Source organism: Acidovorax sp. HMWF029 (assembly GCF_003060895.1).
In the GTDB taxonomy this organism is placed as follows: Bacteria; Pseudomonadota; Gammaproteobacteria; order Burkholderiales; family Burkholderiaceae_C; genus Acidovorax.
On record NZ_QAIH01000080.1, the window covers coordinates 1 to 1,872 of the forward strand.

At 65.0% G+C, this 1,872-nt stretch carries 2 protein-coding genes; both read right to left on the bottom strand.

All coding sequences use genetic code 11. The features are described from left to right. Window positions 1-748, bottom strand: a 748-nt coding sequence (locus tag DBR12_RS04700) for a hypothetical protein (protein ID WP_108616188.1), incomplete at its 3' end; no start/stop codon positions are given. A 181-nt stretch (window positions 749-929) separates the two neighbouring features. Further along, window positions 930-1,872 (bottom strand): helicase HerA-like domain-containing protein (locus DBR12_RS22535; protein ID WP_233244303.1); only part of this gene is annotated, 943 nt, incomplete at its 5' end.

Below are 1,872 nucleotides of genomic sequence, written 5' to 3' on the forward strand. Positions count from 1 at the left end.
CATCCGAGCTTTCGGCACCGCCAAAGTCGCCTGCGCTGCCGCTGTAGCTGCCGTCCGAAAAGCTGGTGCCGCAGTAGCTGTCGCCGCCACTGCCGCCCGCGTCACTTTTGCGGGCAATGTCGGAGCAGTCGGGCACGTAGGTAAAGCCCCCGGCAATGGCGAACTTGGCATCCAGCGCAAACAGCAGGGGCAAGCGGCTGGGAGCCTTGGGGTCGATGGATTCCTCTTTGCACACCCAGTACCAGCAGCGGCGCAGGCCATCGTTGTGGCGGGCTTTCTTGCCCAGGGCCTCGGCCGGGGTGTGGTGTAAAAAGAAACCCAGGGCGTTATGGCACCACAGCTTGTAGGCCTGCGTGTGCAGGATGAACTCATGCCACAAAGCATCCACGGCCTTGGATGGCATGGCCACAAAGTTCTTGTTGCTGCGCAGGCAGGCCATGAAGAACTGGCGCAGGCCGCGTTCGACCAGATCGCAGTCACGGGGGCTCAGGTGGGGGTAGGTCTCGCGCAGCTTGCGCTGCAGAAAGCGGGGCAGGGGGGCTTCGCGGATGTAGCGCTCGCGCACAGCGGTGGTCCAGCGGATGAGGGTCACGGTGAGCAGCACCGTGACAAACACATACACCAGCCAGATCCACTGGAGCTTCCATACCCCGGCAAACACCCCGATGAAAGCCAGCACCCACAGGATGATGGCCGCCTGGACCACCTTGTTGCCCCAGCGCACCAGGGCGTGTTCTACGCGTTGCATCGTGTCCCTCCTTGTTGTTGTGTGTTTCGGCCATTGCACGGCCGCAATGTGACCAAATCGTGACAAACGCGTGGCATTGTCGCCAGCCTGTCACAAGGTCACCACACCTGGGGAGAGCCGTGGGTGGCAGCAGGGCGGTGGCTGTTTGTTGGGCCCGACGGCCCCGCTACCCCTTCTGCGTTCAGCGGCGCTTGCTGCCGCCGCCGAAGATTCCGCCCAGCACGCCGCGCAGGATCTCCTTGCCCACGTTGGTGCCCACAGTGCGCACGGCCGACTTGGCCATGGTCTGAACCAGTCCGTCCTTGCGCCCACCGCGCGGGCCGGTGGTGCCGAACAGCAGGTCGTTGAGGAAGCTGCTCTCCTGCGGCTGGGCGCCGCCGGGCGCTGTGCTCACCGGCGTGCTGCCTGAGCTGCGGCCCGTGGGTGCTGGAGGGGCAGTTTCGGCGCGGCCCTTGAGCTTTTCGTAGGCGGATTCGCGGTCCACGGTGGTTTCGTACACACCGGCCACCAGCGAGCTGGCCATCAGCGCCTGGCGCTGCTGCGGGGTGATGGGGCCGAGCTGGCTGCCAGGGGGCAGAACGAACACGCGCTCGGTCACGCTCGGACGGCCCTTGGCGTCCAGAAAGCTCACCAGCGCCTCGCCCACGGCCAGCTCCGTGATGGCGGTTTCGATGTCCAGGCCAGGCTTTTGCCGCATGGTGGTGGCGGTTGCCTTCACAGCCTTCTGGTCGCGGGGGGTGAAGGCGCGTAGCGCGTGCTGCACGCGGTTGCCCAGCTGGGCCAGCACGCTGTCGGGGATGTCGAGCGGGTTCTGGGTGACAAAGTACACGCCCACACCCTTGGAGCGCACCAGGCGTACCACCAGCTCGATGCGCTCGATGAGCACCTTGGGCGCTTCGTTGAACAAGAGGTGGGCCTCGTCGAAGAAGAACACCAGCTTGGGCTGCTCCGGGTCGCCGATTTCGGGCAGTTGCTCGAACAGCTCCGACAGCATCCAGAGCAGGAAGGTGGCGTACAGGCGCGGCGAGTTCATGAGCTTGTCGGCCGTCAGGATGTTGACCACGCCGTGGCCGTCCACCGTCTGCATGAAGTCCTGGATGTTGAGCATGGGCTCACCAAAGAAC